General features: G+C 50.0%; 16 protein-coding genes. All 16 read right to left on the bottom strand.

Annotated elements, in window-relative coordinates; all coding sequences use genetic code 11:
• Positions 1 to 65: 65 nt before the first annotated feature.
• Positions 66 to 1,337, bottom strand: a complete 1,272-nt coding sequence (locus DW949_RS04645; RefSeq protein ID WP_118022085.1) for a manganese-dependent inorganic pyrophosphatase — start codon at positions 1,335 to 1,337, stop codon at positions 66 to 68.
• Between the two features lie 150 nt (positions 1,338 to 1,487).
• On the bottom strand, positions 1,488 to 1,829 hold the full coding sequence (gene rplS, locus DW949_RS04640) for a 50S ribosomal protein L19 (RefSeq protein ID WP_118022084.1): 342 nt from the start codon (positions 1,827 to 1,829) through the stop codon (positions 1,488 to 1,490).
• 129 nt (positions 1,830 to 1,958) lie between these two features.
• Positions 1,959 to 2,525 carry a hypothetical protein gene (locus DW949_RS04635; protein WP_118022083.1) on the bottom strand — a complete coding sequence of 189 codons (567 nt, stop codon included), beginning with the start codon at positions 2,523 to 2,525 and terminating at the stop codon, positions 1,959 to 1,961.
• Between the two features lie 148 nt (positions 2,526 to 2,673).
• Positions 2,674 to 4,722, bottom strand: a complete 2,049-nt coding sequence (glyS, locus tag DW949_RS04630; protein WP_118022082.1) for a glycine--tRNA ligase subunit beta — start codon at positions 4,720 to 4,722, stop codon at positions 2,674 to 2,676.
• Complete coding sequence (glyQ, locus tag DW949_RS04625) at positions 4,723 to 5,598, bottom strand: glycine--tRNA ligase subunit alpha (protein WP_118022081.1); 876 nt, start codon at positions 5,596 to 5,598, stop codon at positions 4,723 to 4,725.
• Positions 5,599 to 5,893: 295 nt separating this feature from the next.
• A complete protein-coding gene (locus DW949_RS04620) occupies positions 5,894 to 7,357 on the bottom strand; it encodes a sodium:solute symporter (protein WP_118022080.1) in 1,464 nt (487 codons plus the stop codon).
• A gap of 23 nt (positions 7,358 to 7,380) precedes the next feature.
• Positions 7,381 to 7,620 (bottom strand): DUF3311 domain-containing protein, encoded by a 240-nt coding sequence (locus DW949_RS04615; protein WP_118022079.1) that lies wholly within the window; start codon positions 7,618 to 7,620, stop codon positions 7,381 to 7,383.
• A gap of 416 nt (positions 7,621 to 8,036) precedes the next feature.
• Complete coding sequence (locus DW949_RS04610; protein WP_118022078.1) at positions 8,037 to 8,903, bottom strand: S1 RNA-binding domain-containing protein; 867 nt, start codon at positions 8,901 to 8,903, stop codon at positions 8,037 to 8,039.
• A gap of 1 nt (position 8,904) precedes the next feature.
• On the bottom strand, positions 8,905 to 9,285 hold the full coding sequence (gene rsfS, locus DW949_RS04605) for a ribosome silencing factor (protein WP_118022077.1): 381 nt from the start codon (positions 9,283 to 9,285) through the stop codon (positions 8,905 to 8,907).
• Between the two features lie 43 nt (positions 9,286 to 9,328).
• Entirely contained in the window at positions 9,329 to 10,282 is a 954-nt protein-coding gene (locus DW949_RS04600) for an LCP family protein (RefSeq protein WP_118022076.1), read from the bottom strand.
• Complete coding sequence (gene yqeK, locus DW949_RS04595) at positions 10,275 to 10,880, bottom strand: bis(5'-nucleosyl)-tetraphosphatase (symmetrical) YqeK (RefSeq protein WP_118022075.1); 606 nt, start codon at positions 10,878 to 10,880, stop codon at positions 10,275 to 10,277. Before yqeK ends, DW949_RS04600 begins: the two co-directional genes overlap by 8 nt.
• Positions 10,862 to 11,479, bottom strand: a complete 618-nt coding sequence (nadD, locus tag DW949_RS04590) for a nicotinate-nucleotide adenylyltransferase (RefSeq protein WP_118022074.1) — start codon at positions 11,477 to 11,479, stop codon at positions 10,862 to 10,864. Before nadD ends, yqeK begins: the two co-directional genes overlap by 19 nt.
• A gap of 144 nt (positions 11,480 to 11,623) precedes the next feature.
• The gene (locus DW949_RS04585; RefSeq protein ID WP_118022073.1) at positions 11,624 to 12,880 is read right to left on the bottom strand and encodes a glutamate-5-semialdehyde dehydrogenase; all 1,257 of its coding nucleotides are present in this window, start codon (positions 12,878 to 12,880) and stop codon (positions 11,624 to 11,626) included.
• A 14-nt stretch (positions 12,881 to 12,894) separates the two neighbouring features.
• Positions 12,895 to 14,016, bottom strand: coding sequence for a glutamate 5-kinase (gene proB, locus DW949_RS04580; RefSeq protein ID WP_233539494.1), 1,122 nt, complete (start codon positions 14,014 to 14,016; stop codon positions 12,895 to 12,897).
• A gap of 22 nt (positions 14,017 to 14,038) precedes the next feature.
• The gene (locus tag DW949_RS04575) at positions 14,039 to 14,332 is read right to left on the bottom strand and encodes a YhbY family RNA-binding protein (protein ID WP_118022072.1); all 294 of its coding nucleotides are present in this window, start codon (positions 14,330 to 14,332) and stop codon (positions 14,039 to 14,041) included.
• Positions 14,333 to 14,343: 11 nt separating this feature from the next.
• The gene (gene obgE / locus DW949_RS04570; protein WP_118022071.1) at positions 14,344 to 15,615 is read right to left on the bottom strand and encodes a GTPase ObgE; all 1,272 of its coding nucleotides are present in this window, start codon (positions 15,613 to 15,615) and stop codon (positions 14,344 to 14,346) included.
• Positions 15,616 to 15,832: the final 217 nt, after the last annotated feature.

The following is a 15,832-nucleotide window of genomic DNA, read 5'->3' as shown; positions in this document are numbered from 1 at the left end:
CATACGTATAAAATGGGACTGCCGCACGACGACAGTCCCTTATTGGATTACAAGTATAGAAAAACTTATTTCAATGCCGTCAGAATCGGCGGAACAATCTGCTTCTTACGGCTCATGACGCCCGGCAGGTAGACTTCCTTATCGACGACATCTTTGGCAAAGGCTTTCGTTACTACGTCATCCATATTGCCGGCGAAAATCAGATTGGTCGATTCGTCAATGATGCTGGTAATCATGAGGAAAGCAGCATCGTAACTGTGGGCAGCACGCATTTTTTCCAGCGCATTGAGCAGTACGTCTTTCTGCTGCAGAAGATCTGTCGTATCCATGACCTGGACCTGAGAGATGGTAAAGGTCTTGCCACTATCAGAAAATTCCTTCATATCGTTGGCAGCAATTTCTTCCGGTGTGAGATCGGATACATTGGCGCCGGCTTTCAGCATTTCCATGCCATATTTTTCCACATCGACACCGGCAATAGCAGCCAGTTCGGCAGCGGTCTTCTTATCTTCTTCCGTGCAGGTCGGGCTGCGGAACAGGACCGTATCAGAGATGACTGCCGAAAGGAGAAGGCCGGCTATATCTTTGGGAATCGCGATGCCAGCTTGTTTGTACAGGCCGGTCACGATAGTCGCCGTGCATCCCACAGGACGGAAGAGGATGAAAATCGGCCCTTCTGTCGAAAGAGTACCGCCGATGCGGTGATGGTCTACGACGCCGACGATTTCAGCATCATCAGAACCGTCAATGATTTGTTTCTTTTCGTTGTGGTCTACGAGGATGACCTGCTGTTTTTCTGCAGCAGCTACGCATTCTGCGCATACCATGCCGACGTATTTGCCGTCATCGACGACGACATATTTGCCGTCGTCCGGAATGTCACAGCCTTTATCGGTCGTCTGGAAGAAACGATCCGGATCGTGTACCAGGTCTTTGACCATGCTTAGTTCTTCACCGGTAACGGTCTTGATGAATTCTTCTGCCAGAGCAGCCCGGTCGATGACACCGACGAATGTGCCGTTATCTGCGACAGGCGCGATAGGAGATGGATGAGCTGCAAACCATTTAGCTGCATCTTTGAGGCTGGCGCTGACTTTCAATGCTTCAACTTCTGTATGGACAGCATCGCCTACTTTGATATAGAAATCTTTGACAACCGGCTGGGGTTCGACGTGGAAATAGTCGAGGGCAAATGCCGTTTCCTTATTGATTTCACCAGCCCGGATGGCGACTGCATTGACGCCCTGGAGCTGTTTTAATTTTGCAAATGCAAGGGAGGAACAGATAGAATCTGTATCGGGGCTCTTGTGCCCTGTAACAAAAATTGGTTTTGCCACAATAAATCACCTCATTAAATACTTGTAATTTAATTCATCCTGCTGTTTATTATACCATACGTCACGGTCCCATGCCATAGGAGGGCCGTAAAAGGTAGTAAAAAAAGGCTGTCATAGGACAGCCTTTTTTCCAGTGTTCTTGCCTGCAAATTAGCGGCGTTCGCGGATACGGGCAGCTTTGCCTGTAAGACCGCGCAGATAGTTCAGCTTTGCACGACGAACGATACCATGACGTACAACTTCGATTTTAGCCAGACGCGGAGAATGTACCAGGAAAGTACGTTCAACGCCTACACCGTAGGAAATACGACGAACCGTGAAGGTTTCACGGACACCGCCGTTCTGACGGCCGATAACGACGCCTTCGAATACCTGGATACGTTCACGGTTGCCTTCGACAACCTTTACGTGTACCTTGACTGTATCGCCAGGGCGGAAATCAGGAATGTCGTTACGAAGCTGTTCTTGTTCAAGTACGCTGATGATGTTCATGTTTATTTTCCTCCTATAAGACATTCGTGCCCGCGTCATCACCTAGCTGTGACAATCGCCTTACGGACAGAGGACTGCCTAAATTAACAGCGATATTATACCATAGGAGTAACAGGATTGCAAGCTTTTTTAGATAACAGCTCCGCTGGGCATGAAACTCTGGCTCATGTGGAAAATGTATTTCTGATATTTCTTTTCCATCTTGGTCGGATAGACGACGGAGAAGCAGACATAGGTATTCGTATCATTCAGGAGATACAATTCTTTGTAGAAATTTTTGCCGTCCTTCGTCCAGGCGATGGTGTAGTGATTGATGGTCTTATTATTTGTCGTCAGTTTTGGTGACCCGTTCATGCCGATATCCATGTTGTACAATTCATCGAGAGAGAAATTCATCTGGTTCTTGACAGCATAGGTCGTGACGACGACTTTATTTTTGAGGTCCTGGAAATAACAGCCATCTCCCCCTTCGTTTTCGTCGGCTTTATTGACTTCTGTCGGGATATCCAGCGCATAATGATAAGTGCTGTTGATGTAGCGGTAATAATTCATATCGTTGGCCTGATAGACCATGATTTTGGCATAGCTGTCTTTATCAGAGCTGTCCAGCAGTCCATACGGTGTATTTGCTGCCAGGGCCGTGGAAGAAACGAGAGCCAGACCAGCCAGAAGCAGCGCGATTTTCTTTCCTTTCATCCATACCATTCCCTTCGTATACATCATTCAAAAATAGATGTGGAACAAATCCACATCTATTTTTGGTTCTATTATATCATGAATTTGTCATGCCGTCAGCTGTATACCACAGACTGTAAGAAGACTGTGACACACACAGCCCGTATCATCAGCTCAATTTCTTGATATCCCCAATGGGCCGGATCAGGCTGAATGTCAGCGTCAGGAGATTGAGGCGGTTTTGCTTGACCGCTTCGTCTTTGTGCATAACCAGTACATTATCGAGGAAGGCGTTGATAGCTCCGATGCCTTCAGCCAGGACTTCGGCAGCACCAGCGTAATCGTATACGGCATATTTTTGTGGCAGGTTGGCCTGCATAGCTACGACAGCTCCATAAAGAGCCCGTTCTTCTTCTGTTTCAAACAGGTCCGGATTTACCTGGGTATCATCGGCATCCTTGACCATATTCCCTACACGGGTGTAGGCCTGAAGCAAGTCGGTCTGGCTCATGAGATCTGCCTTGATGAGCGCATCGGCTCTCCTGGCAGCTTCTGCCGCATTGAGTGTATCCGATGCCAGTACGCAGTCGATGATATGATAATCCATGCCTTTATCCTGGAAAATATTTTTCAGGCGCAGCGTGAAGTATTCATTGAGCTGGCCTATGACTTCTGCCTGCTTATCCCCTTCTACATGGAGCAGACTTAAGATGAAAGCAAAGACTTCGTCACAATTGAGATTCCAGCCGGCATCCATGAGAATATTCAGGATACCGATAGTCTGGCGGCGCAGGGCAAAGGGGTCCTGGGAACCCGTCGGGATAAGACCCAGGCTGAACGAACCGGTGATGGTATCGAACTTATCAGCAATGCCCAGGACTTTGCCCATCGTCGTCTGAGGCAGTTCATCACCAGCAAAACGGGGCAGATACTGTTCATTGATAGCATCGGCGATTTCCTGCTTTTCGCCGTCAATCATGGCATATTCCCGGCCCATGACGCCCTGAAGTTCCGTAAATTCAGCAACCATCTGGGTCAGAAGATCTGTCTTGGCCAGGTCGGACAGGCGCGTAAGGTCGCCATCGTCGAGACCCAGGTCCAGTTTGTGATTGAGGAATGTCGTAATCTGTTCCAGACGCTGTGCCTTATCTTTGAGTGTACCCAGACCGTCCTGGAATACAATGCGCTGCAGATCATCGACGCGGTCAATGAGTTTTTTCTTCTTATCTTCTTCAAAGAAGAACTTGGCATCATCGAGACGGGCGCGCAGGACCCGTTCGTTACCGTGCTGGACTGTTTCCAGATGATAATCGTCGCCGTTGCGGACGGTAAGGAAGAGGTTCATGAGCTTGCCGTCTTTATCACGCATGGGGAAATACCGCTGATGGTCTTTCATCGGCGTAATAATGGCTGCTTCCGGAAGCTGCAGGAATTCTCTGTCAAATTCGCCGCACAAAGCTGTCGGATATTCCACAAGGAACACGACTTCTTCCAGGAGATCTTCATCCATGATGATGGTACCGCCTTTTTCGTCAGCCAGTTTCTGCATGCCCTGAAGAATCATCTGTTTGCGTTCTTCCGGATTGACGATGAGGAAGTGTTCTCTTGTTACGCTTTCATAGTCTTTCATAGACGGGATTTCAAAATCACCGGTTCCCAGGAAACGATGGCCACGGCTGATGCGCCCTGATTTAACCTTGGCGATTTCAAAAGGAACTACATCTGTGCCGAAAAGGGCTACGAACCAGCGCAGAGGCCGTACGAAATGGACTGTCTGGTCACCCCAGATCATGCTTTTGGGGAAGCTCAGAGACAGGATGATGTCTTTCAGGATATCCGGTAAGAGGCCGGCTGTATCCTTGCCGACGGTCGTGACATTGGCATAGACATAGCCGTCTTCAACAACCAGGTCTTCTACGGCAATTTTCTGACCACGGGCAAATCCCATAGCAGCCTTTGTCGGATTGCCTTCACTGTCATAGGCAATTTTGACAGACGGTCCTTTATTTTTGGCCGATACATCAGACTGCTTTTCCGCAACGCCACCAACAAGGAGAGCGACACGGCGTGGTGTGCCCAGGGAGCGGATGGATTCGTACGATATATTGGCTTCGTCCAGTTTTTTATGGGCCAGATCCTTAATCTGACTGAGGATACTCGGCATATAATGAGCCGGGATTTCTTCCGTACCAATTTCAAGCAGTAAATCTTTGCTCATTTATTTTTCCTCCTTCAACATAGGGAACCCCAGTTTTTTACGCTGTTCGAGATAGGCTTTGGCGCAGGCCCGGGATAAATTGCGGACACGGCCGATGAATGCAGCACGTTCACTGACGCTGATAGCACCCCGTGCATCGAGCAGATTGAACGTATGGGAGCATTTCAGCGCATAGTCATACGCCGGAAGGACAAACCCGGCTTCAATCGTCCGCATAGCTTCGGCTTCATAGAGGTCAAAGAGATGGAACAGCAGCTTGGCATCGCTGACTTCAAAGGCATAGGACGACTGTTCGAATTCGTTCTGGTGGAAAATATCACCATAGGTTACGCCGTCTGTCCATTCCAGATCATATACGTTGTCTACGCCCTGGATATACATGGCAAGGCGTTCCATGCCGTATGTGATTTCCGATGATACGGGATGGACGTCGATACCGCCTACCTGCTGGAAATAGGTGAACTGCGTGACTTCCATGCCGTCAAGCCAGACTTCCCAGCCGAGGCCCCAGGCACCCAGTGTTGGCGATTCCCAGTTATCTTCGACAAAACGGATATCGTGTTCTTTGGGATTGATGCCCAGTACTTCCAGGCTCTGCAGATACAGTTCCTGGATATTGTCCGGGCTCGGCTTGCAGATGACCTGGAACTGATGATGCTGATATAACCGGTTTGGATTATCGCCATAACGGCCGTCTGCCGGACGGCGGGACGGTTCGACATAGGCGACGTGCCACGGTTCCGGTCCCAGCGTACGCAGGAACGTCGCCGGATTCATTGTGCCTGCCCCTTTTTCTACATCATACGGTTCCTGGATGATGCAGCCTTGGGAGGACCAAAATTTCTTCAATGCGAAGCTCATTTCCTGAAAGTTCATGTTGCTTTCCCTCCTGTACAAAAAAAGTCCCTGTAACATCTTCTGATGTTACAGGGACGAGTTAACACCCGCGGTTCCACCCTGATTGGTCGATTGACCCGCTCACTTTATGCAGTCATACACACCATACCGGCTTCCGGCTGCTGCCTTCAGAATGCCTTCTGCACTCCTTCTGGCAGGCTCACACCTTCCCTGCCTCGCTGTGGCGGACTGCATACTACTTTCTTTCATCGGCTTTCATGCCACCTATCATAGCAAATCTTGCCGGAGTTGTCAATCAGGAGGATGGAAGCCATCAGATCATCTTGGTCTTGCCCGACGAGGTAATCATGCTGACAATGACGAATACGATCGTATTGATGCAAAGGGCAAAGAAACCGGCATTGATATGGACCGAACCGAGAGCGACGGGGTCCATCTTGCTCAGGATGAGGAAAAATACCAGGAATTCGCCGACAATCAGGCCGCAGACGGCACCGAGTTTGCTGGCTTTCTTCCAGAACAGGCCGAGGACGATGATCGGGAAGAACTGGGTAACGCCGGCATAGCCCGTAAGCAGCAGATTGACTAGCAGATTGGCATGGAAAATGGAGAGATACAGAGCAATAGCCGTCAGGATGAGGATGAGATACCGGGCTACGTTCTTCATGTGTTCCGGTGAAACGTGTTCGTCGTTATGACGGAATCCGCGTACATAGATATTGCGGGAAATGAGCAGCGACGTGGAAAGGAGCAGGTCAGCTGCGGGAATCATGCAGGCCAGTGCACCGGCACCGCCGAGGATTCCCAGTACCCATGTCGGGAATGTGTCTTTAACCAGGAACAGGAATGCCATATCGGTACGGGGCAGCGGATTGCTGGCGTATACGATAACTGCCGTAAAGCCGACGAGCATGGGGAAAATCAGTGCCAGCTGGGCAAAAGGCAGGTAAATGGCATTATGACGTGGCACATCCGGGTCTTTTGCACTGAATGTATTGGTCGAAAAATGGGGCCACATATAAAAGCCCAGAGCAGTCAGAGCTATGGTGGACATCCCCCATGTCACATCGAGGTTCTTCGTGCCGCCAGGGAAGGTCAGAAAATCGGGTTTGATCGATTCCACGGCTGTAAACATTTCAGAGAAACCGCCACAGTAATGATACGGAAGATAAATACCAAAAATCAGCATAGCGGCGATCATGCTGACATCTTTGAAGACGGCTGTCGAAGCAACACCTTTCAGGCCGCTCAGGAAAACGAATGCCGCAACCATGACGAAGGCGATAAGCATAGCCTGGACACGGCCGATGGCACCGAGAGAAGCTACTTCTACGATGAGGCCCAGAGCAGTCAGCTGAAGCTGCAGATACGGCAGAAGGAATGCAACGCCGACGCAGGAAATAAAAATCCCCAGCGGACGACTGCTGTACAGATATTCTACCATGTCCGCCTGAGTGACCAGTTTATGACGATGGCCGAGTGCACAGACACGGGGCAGTACGTGATAGCCTACGAGATATGCCAGGCCGCCATAGGCCAGAATATAAAAGGTAGGGCCCCCACGGGCATATGCCCAGCCGCTGGCACCTAAAAAAGCAAAGGCGGTGTATACTTCCCCGCACATAATGAACCAGTTCAGCCAGCGTCCGAAATTACGGCCGCCGACAGCCCAGTTTTCAGCACTCATCTTTCTATCCTTCAGGCCCGGAATGGCACCGAGGATAGAAATGCCGATAATAAAGACAAATAAAATAACTAATGCACCAAAATTATCCATCCAGTTCACATCCCCTCTTGCAATTATTTGATGTCATCACGGCTGACGTTCGGATCCATATACAAATGATCCTTTGAGGCAATGCCGCCGGGTTTGTGGTCCACATTCCACAACAGCTGCAACGCGATTACGGAAATGATGATTCCTGCCAGTTCCCAAAAGGCAACAAAGGGTATCCCCAGCACGAAGGGATGAGCCACATTGACAAAAGGCAGACAGAAGATAGACCAGATGAATGGTATGGCTGTAATCAGCACTCGCATAAACCCTCTCTCCTTTCCAGTTGGTATTCCTTCAGGGCATAATACGCATGAATATTCTTATATTCAATAAAAATATTCATCCTTCCCCTTAATGTCCTGAAGTTTTCAGTTCACTGAATGACTAAAGTATAGAACATTTATTAATATTTTTCAAGAGTTTTACGTAAAAATAATTTAAAAATTTAAAATAAACGATTATATTTTATATTAATTGGCGCTAAATTTGTATTTTTTCATGTTCTGTATCTTGTATACAATATGTGTTTGCTAAGTAATACTGTTTTCCCATACGGCTGGACATAACAGACAAAAAAACAGAGTTTGTCCATCGGACAAACTCTATTGCGTATCTAAAACGTACTTTAAAAAATCAAAAGTTTTATATATGCGTTTTTTGCAAAGAAATCATGTAGCAATCAGGACTGCTGCTCATCGAGATAGGTCCAGCCATCTTCCTGATGGATTTTTCCTTCTTTCATGAGATGTCCCAGTGCACGCTTAAATGCGGCTTTACTCAGCCCAAATTTAGCCTTGATGACAGCCGGTGCCGTCGTATCGCTATAGGGCATCTTTCCCTTGCGGCTTTGCAGGAAAGTCAGAATCTGCGTGCAGTCTTCATCCATAGCCTTTTCCTTGACCGGCCGCAAAGAGATATTGATACGGCCATCTTCCCGCAGGTAGGTGATCCGGCCTTTGATCATCTGTCCAATCAGGATAGGACCGTGAAATTCGCTGCGGTGCAGAAAAGCAATCCACCGTTCGCGGGTCATGATATAAGCTCCCTGATCAGTCATGTTATAGACGGCGCCTTCTACCCAGTCCCCGACTTTGGCATCTGTCGCCGGCCGGGAAGCACGTCGCATTTCATCCTCCACTTCCATAGATACAGCCAGCCGGTGGGATTTGTCTTCATAGAGGCGGACCCAGACGTATTCGCCTTCCTTCGGCCGTCCTTTCATTTCCGCAAAGGGCATGAAAATCCCCCGTTCGGTCCCGACATCGACAAAAGCGCCGAAGCGGGTTGTATTGATAATGGGAGCATACCCAATCTGTCCAATCTTGATTTTCGGCAGACGCATACTGGCAGTCAGCCGGCCTGACGGGTCATGATACAGGAATACGGTTACCGTATCCCCGACGGCAACGGGATGGGTCTGCTGGTTTTTGTGCAGCAGGATATCATCGTTCGTATTGCCTGTGCCGCCATCCAGAAAGGCACCCATCTCACCGAGACGGAGCACTTTCAGGGTAGCAATACTGTTTTCCTGCAAAAGTTGATTCATCTTATTCTCCTTCAAACGGAATTCGCGGCGCATCACACCAGAGATTTTCCAGTTCATAATAGCTGCGGTCCTGATCGACAAAGACGTGGGTAACGACGTCGCCGGCATCGATGAGAATCCAGCGGCCGGAGCGGTAGCCTTCGACGTGCCGGACCGTATACCCGTTCTTTTCCAGTTCTTCTTCCACATTGTCGGCAATACTCTGGGCCTGGCGGGTATTGCGGGCGCTACAGATGACAAAATAGTCAGCCATAATAGATGCCGTCATCATATCAAGAATGACAATATCCCAGCCTTTTTTATCATATGCCGCCTGAGCCGCAATTTCATAACAGGTCTTTTCTTTTGTGTCGTGTGTTTGTTCTTTCATTACTAATGGCATTTCTTTCTATCTTCTCCTTTTTTATATCCCATCCATGCTGCCATTATTCGTTGGCTATAGCATGGATGCTCGTCCCGATAATCTTCTGTACTTCTACAGGATCAAAATTCCACAGCGTATCCGATGTCGCCGTTTTTGTTTCCCCGCTCTTGGCAATTTCGCCAGGCAGCATATAAAAATGAATATCCGACACGGGCACATTGCGGAAAGTCCACACCAACCGTGCCATATCTTTCGCCGATATGTTGGAATCCACATCATGCCAGACCCGGTATGCATTTACGGCATTCGTTATGCCAAAATGAGTTTCCCGGTCTTCATAAAATGCTTTAAGGAATCGTTCCTGCCGAAGCGACTGGAAAAGAGGGCCGTCTTTATCTTTATAACTCATATAGCCCGCAGCTTCCCTGCCCGTAAGCAGCTGATACCCCTGACCGAGGTTGAAATCAACGGCACCATCATTGGTTTCCCCATACATCGGTTTTTCTACGTACAAAGGCAGGCCATCATTGATATCGATCATCCGGGCAAACGATTCCGGCGTAAAAGAAATATAATAGGGAATGCGGATGTGAAAGATATCTTCTACAACAGCGCGGGTAAGGCTCATGCCGCCTTCGGTGTAAATATCCTGCAGCGCCTGCACACCTTTGCCTTTCCGTCCTTCAATTTTTGTATTATTGGGCAGCATAATGAAATCAATGGTCTTCTTTTCTTTATTGACAGCCGCCAAACCTACTAAATTCGTCCGTGGCGCCGCTTCTTCATCGACGCCGATGACCAATACGTACAGAGGCAGGTCCGGGCTCTGCTGGGCAAATTCTTCACTGGCTCGTGCCGGGCGGAAATGAAACCACGCCAGCACGCCTGCAATGATGGCCAGCACGATAAGGACCAATAATCCCACTCTGTGCCAGAACCGGCGTTTCCGTTCTCCCGGGCTTACGGTCCGCCGCCGTTTTCCCCGGGTCTTTTCTTTTTTTTGAGTCTCACCCATTTTTCTGTCTCCCCTTTTTCTGCATCGCCAGAATCTGGGCATTGCGGTTGATGACGGTACCAGTAAAAATAAGCTTGTCCTGTTCCAGCAGATGGGAAATGGTTGAATCGTATCCGGCAAGTACAGCCTGGTCCAGATCAGCAGCAGCCAGCTGGCGGAGGTGTTCTACACCGTCGAAATCGCGATTTTCTTCGATGTAATCGGCAACAAAGATAATCTTTTCCAGTGTCCCCATGACTTCGGCACCGGTCGTATGATGGGCCAGGGATGCCAGGAAGTCTTCGTCGGTCAGATGATATTTCGTGCGGGCGATGGTGACGGCCGCATAGCCGTGGAGCAGGCCGCCGTTGGTCATGATGGCATCATCGAGACTATCGCCAAAAGACTGCCGCGCCAGTTCCTGCATATCCGGAAGGGGCAGTTGTTTGGCGGCATCGTGCAAGAGTCCTGCCACTTCTGCCTTATCGGGATCGCAGTCATTCTGCAGGGCCAGCTGACGGGCCGCTTTGGCTACGCCCAGGACATGTTTGTACCGATGGGCTGACAAAATACTCTTTAAATCTTTCTTTATTTCTTCTTTTACGGTTGTGCTGTACATTGATATATCCCATTCTTCCTGATATAGTCTGCCACGGCCCGGGGAATCATATAGCGGATACTGCGGCCGGCACGGATGCGGCGGCGCAGTTCCGTCGATGAGATTTCCATCGTCGGCACAGACAACTTCAGGATATGATGGCCGAGACTTCCAAAATGGCGGACCACCGGCATAATGGCTTCTGTACCATCCGGCCGGGTCGCACCGATGAAATGGCACAGGCGCAGTATTTCTTCGGGATGATTCCAATTTGGAAGGTCCTGTATCGTGTCCGTACCGGAAATGAAATAGAGTTCATGACCGGGGCCGTACAATTTCTTCAAAAAACGCAGTGTGTCCAGAGTATACGACGGACCGCCACGGCGTATTTCCATATCACTTACGGTGAAATACGGATTGTCAGCCGTTGCCAGACGCGTCATTTCCAGACGCTGCCAGGCGGTGGCACCGTGTACCTCTTTATTGGGGGTAATGTAAGACGGAACGAAGATGACACGATCCAGCGAATAGGCTTCCCGTGCTTCCTCGGCTATCATCAGGTGTCCCAGGTGAACCGGATTGAATGTGCCACCCATGACACCCAATCTAGTGATTTCCATAATAGATATACATACCTCCCCAGATAATGGCCACTACTATTATATATAATAGCAAAAAAATGGCGTAATGTTTATACTCATATTGCGTTTTCGGCGACGACGCATACTGACGCAGCGTCCGCAGGTATCCACGCAGGCATCGCATCATAGGCGGATCTGTCCCTGACCGTGAATCAGATATTTATAGCTGACCAGCGCTTCCAGTCCCATCGGACCACGGGCATGCAGCTTTTGCGTACTGATGCCGATTTCTGCACCAAAGCCAAATTCAAAGCCGTCCGTAAATCGCGTCGAAGCATTGACATAGACGGCAGCCGAATCGACTTCCTGCAGGAACCGTTCCGCCGTCTCCGTATTTTCCGTAATGATAGATTCCGAATGGTGTGTGCTGTAGTGGCGGATATGATCCAGCGCTTCATCGATAGAGGCGACGGTACGGATGGACATGATAAGTGCGTTGTATTCCGTGCGCCAGTCTTCTTCTGAGGCCGCTCCTATCGTATCATCTCCACCAGCTTCTCTGGCAGCCGTATCAGCTCTCATTTCGACGTGGCGCGCCTTCAGGACCGGGACCAGCTTTTCCATGAGCGGCCGGACGACATCCTTGTGGACCAGCAGGGTTTCCATGGCATTGCAGGTCGAAGGACGGGATACTTTGGCATTTTCAATGATACGGACAGCCATATCGAGATCGGCATCTTTATCAACATAGACATGGCAGACACCGCTACCCGTTTCGATGACCGGTACCTTAGCCGTATCGACGACCATGCGGATCAGGCCGGCTCCCCCGCGGGGAATAGCCAGATTGATATACTGGCGCAGTGTCAGGAGTTCACTGACCAGGGCCCGGTCGGTATTTTCCATGATGGTAACGGCATCGGAAGGCAGTCCGGCTCTGGCAATGGCATGGCGGATGACCCCGGCAAGAGCTACGTTGGAACGGATGGCTTCACTTCCACCGCGCAATACCGTGGCGTTGCCCGACTTCAGGCACAGGACAGCAGCATCGACGGTGACATTGGGGCGGGATTCAAAGATGATGGCGATGACGCCAAGAGGAACCGTGACCTTATCGATGTGAAGACCGTTGGGCCGGTCCCAGGAAGACAGGGTCTGTCCAACAGGATCTGGCAGGGCAATGACCTGACGGACTCCTTCTGCCATTCCCTGAATCCGGTCCTGTGTCAGGGTCAGCCGGTCAATCATGGCATCGCTCATCCCCTTTTCCCGGGCGGCAGCTACATCGGCCGCATTGGCGTCCATAATATCACCGGCATGAGCCAGCAAATCATCAGCAATATAGCTGAGAGCCTTGTTCTTTACGGTTGTATCGGCATTGGCCAGAGCATACGATGCCTGCCGGGCTGCCCGGGCCTTTCTGACGGCTTCTGATTCCATTGTCTCTTCCCCCTTTAATACATGGCCACGAGATTGTCGCGGTGAATGACTTCTTCGTAAATGCCGTCATGGCCCAGTACGCTGGGAATATCGGAAGACTGGACGCCCTTGATGGCATTGATATTGATGCTGCTGTAATTTGCTATCCCTTTGGCAATGATAATGCCGTCGTACTGGACATTGACAATATCCCCTTCCTGGAATATACCTTCTACAGCGGTGATCCCGACGGGAAGGAGGCTAGATCCGTGATCGATGATGGCGTCACGGCAGCCTTTATCGACGACAAGACTGCCTCTGGCTTTGCTGCCGGAAACGAGCCACCGCTTTTTGGAATGAAGGGGCGTATCTTTGGCTTTAAACAACGTGCCGACAGCTTCTCCCCCGACGATACGGCTGATGATGCCGTCTTCACTGCCTGAGGCAATGACCATATCGACGTCGGCCGCCGTGGCAATCGAAGCAGCCTGGATTTTCGTATGCATACCGCCCGTCCCCATAGAGGAACCGGCATCACCGGCAATCTCATAAATATGTTTATCTATGGTGTGGACGACGGGGATAATAGTCGCATCCGGATGGGTCTTGGGATTGGCTGTATACAATCCATCGATATCAGAAAGAAGGATGAGCAGATCGGCATCGACGAGACCACTGACCATAGCAGACAGCGTATCGTTATCGCCAATTTTATATTCATCGACAGCTACGACATCGTTTTCATTGATAATAGGAATGATGCCCATTTCCAACATAGTAAGCAGCGTATTACGGGAATTCATGAACTTGCTCCGGTCCTGGGAGTCCATCCGTGTCAGCAGTACCTGGCCTACGATCTGGCCGTATTCACGAAACATCATTTCATAGGTATGCATGAGTACGCCCTGGCCGACAGCAGCTACGGCCTGCTTTTCACGAATCGTACGGGGCCGGTGGTCCAGGTGCAGCGGAGCCAGCCCGGCGTTGGTCGCACCGGAACTGACGAGGATCATTTCCTTTCCCTGATTCTGCAAATCTGCCAGTTCCCGTACCAGGTGTTCGATACGATGATAGTTGAGTTTGCCATTTTCATAGGAAATCGTACTGGATCCTACTTTGACGACAATGCGTTTCTTATGTGTGAAATCTCTCTGCATACAGTTCACTTCCATCACTATCCTACTCTTTGATATAGTCGTAATGCGATTTTTCTTTCTTCTTTTTGAACAGGACGCCATAATGGCCGATGACCTGGACGAGTTCGGCTCCCAGCATGTCTGCCAGGGTTTCCATTGTTTCCGCCGTATCGAGATCGGCATTATTGAGCACATGGGCCTTTACCAGTTCTCTGGCAGTAATAGCGGCCCGGGCACTGTCGATGACGGCATCGGACAAGCCTTCCTTTCCTATCTGGATGACCGATGGCATCTGAGTAGCCAGTGCTTTCAGCTGTTTTTTGTCTTTATTATTCATACTGTATCTCCTTATTTGCGGTATTCAAATTCCATGGAATAGATGCGCACCGTATCGCCTTCCTGGATGCCTTCTTTCTGCAGCAGCTTGTCCAGTTCCATATAGCGCCAGATGCGCTGGAACCGGCGCAGGGACATGTCATCATCGAAGTTGGTCATGGCTACGAGCCGTTCGATACGGGGACCGGTAATGACAAAGGCGCCATCATCGTCGCGATGGATTTCAAAATCCGGTTTTTCTTCCGGTTTATAGATGACTTCTTCATCAGTTTCGTCCGGTTCTTCTACATACGATTCCAACAGCTTCCAGACGTATTCCATGAGTTCCGGCAGTCCTTCCCCGGACATAGCGCAGATAGGAAATACGTCCCGGCCCCGTTCGTCCATATACTGCTGGAGCCGTTTCAGATTCGTATCGTCTGACAGCAGATCAATTTTGTTGGCTGCAATGACCTGCCGTTTCCGTGACAGTTTTTCACTGTACTTTGCCAGTTCGCTATTGATTTTTTCATAATCTTCGATGGGATCGCGGCCTTCGCTGCCGGACACGTCGAGGACATGGATGAGGATTTTCGTCCGTTCAATATGGCGCAGGAAATCATGGCCCAGGCCGACGCCTTCAGCTGCCCCGTCGATAAGGCCGGGAATATCGGCCATGACGAAGCTGCGCTGATCAGGCAGATCGACAACGCCGAGAATCGGGTTAAGCGTCGTGAAATGGTAGGCCGCAACTTCCGGCTGGGCAGCTGATACTTTACGCAGGATGCTCGATTTTCCTACGCTGGGATAGCCGAGAAGTCCTACGTCGGCCAGCACCTTGAGTTCCAGACGCAGCCAGCGTTCTTCCCCCGGTTCGCCCCGTTCGGCAAATGTCGGTGCCCGGTTGGCACTGGTACGGAAATGATAGTTGCCCCGGCCGCCGCGGCCGCCTTTGGCAACGATGGCCTGCTGTCCGTCATGGCTCAGGTCGGCAAGAAGGGCATTCGAAGCTTCGTCGCGTACAATCGTACCGACCGGAACGGGGATGAACAGGTCGTCGGCATCCCGGCCGAACTTATTGCTCCCCTGGCCCTTTCCACCCGGTTTGGCTTTGAACAGACGGCGGTAACGGAAATCTACCAGCGTATTGACGTTGCGGTCCGCTACAAGGATGACATTGCCGCCCTGGCCGCCATCACCGCCATTGGGGCCGCCTTTGGGTACAAATTTTTCGTGACGGAAACTGCTCATGCCGTCTCCGCCCTTGCCGGACTGCACAAATATTCTTGCTCTGTCTATAAACATATTTACACCTCATCGAAAAAAAGGAATGGTTGCTAAAATATAAAAAAGCATTGAATTATATTATACCATAAACAACTGCCGGAAAAGACAGAAACTAGCAAAATAGCAAAAAAAATGTAAAATTTATTCTGTTGCGGCACCTCCCAGGCAGAACAACGTCTCCCAAAAAGACAACAGATGCAGAAATACCCATAACGTGGTACACTATAAGAGATAT

It is taken from the genome of Megasphaera sp. AM44-1BH (assembly GCF_003467125.1).
GTDB lineage: Bacteria > Bacillota > Negativicutes > Veillonellales > Megasphaeraceae > Megasphaera.
The sequence above is the reverse complement of the archived record's forward strand: the minus strand, read 5'-3'. Positions and strand labels throughout refer to the sequence as shown.